Source organism: Mycobacterium sp. (assembly GCF_008709575.1).
In the GTDB taxonomy this organism is placed as follows: domain Bacteria; phylum Actinomycetota; class Actinomycetes; order Mycobacteriales; family Mycobacteriaceae; genus Mycobacterium.
Map to the genome: position 1 here is coordinate 1 of NZ_VYIK01000240.1, position 842 is coordinate 842.

2 protein-coding genes are annotated in these 842 nt (G+C 57.4%); both read right to left on the bottom strand.

Annotated features, from left to right (window positions below):
- Positions 1-296: hypothetical protein (locus F6Q13_RS18160; protein ID WP_293059504.1), on the bottom strand; the 296-nt coding region annotated here is incomplete at its 3' end.
- 60 nt (positions 297-356) lie between these two features.
- Positions 357-599: a hypothetical protein gene (locus F6Q13_RS18165; protein ID WP_293059506.1), complete on the bottom strand. Its 243-nt coding sequence runs from the start codon at positions 597-599 to the stop codon at positions 357-359.
- Positions 600-842 lie beyond the last annotated feature (243 nt).

Here is an 842-nt window from a genome sequence, read left to right on the forward strand (position 1 = left end):
TGTGCGTAGTAAAAATCCTCGGCATTTTCCAGTAGCGCCTCGGCTGAACTCAACAACGATTCGGCCTGGGCGATGTGTTCGCTGGCCTCGCCTGTAACGTCAGCCGGATCGGCGTGAGCGCCCGGTGCACCAATAAACGGCGCCATAACCATCAAGGTGGCGAAACCCAGCGCCCCGGCGATCACTTCGGCACGTAAACCCCACCACCGCTGCCGACATGTCCGCTGCTCCCAGTTTCTCACCGGACCTGATTCCTCCTGCCGAAACGGCCATACGACACGTTCGCGTTGTTTCATTGAACCAAATCCCTCTCCAATAGCTTCTATAAAAAATATGACGTATAGTGCGGAGCGGAATTAGCAGCCGATTAATCCGCAGATGAAATTAACGACATCGAGACCGGCTTCCTCGACATCTAAATTGACGGTGTCAACAAACGTGTTCGCCAAGATTCCCAGCTGCTGTTCCAGCAGCTCGTCGATGGTGATCGCTGACGTGGCGGCACTGGAAGCGGCATCGAGAAGATCAGGATCAGCGTGAGCAGGCGCGCCGACTAGCACGCTACCTGTCAACCCCAGTGCGACAAGCGCCGTGGCCACACCACCTTTCCGAAAATCATGTCGCGTATGCTCGCATCCATGCCCCCCCCCGGGGTCAACGTGATCTACATCACATCGAGTACTGGGGGTGGAACGCGGTCATCACCGACGCCCAGACCTGCGTCACCAGCGAAATGCTGCGTCAACTGCTGCCCCTGCGCCGACCACGCGCTAATCCCCGGGTCGTCAAACGCAAAATATGTGGCTACCAGCTCAAACACACCCATCACCGCAACGCGCCAA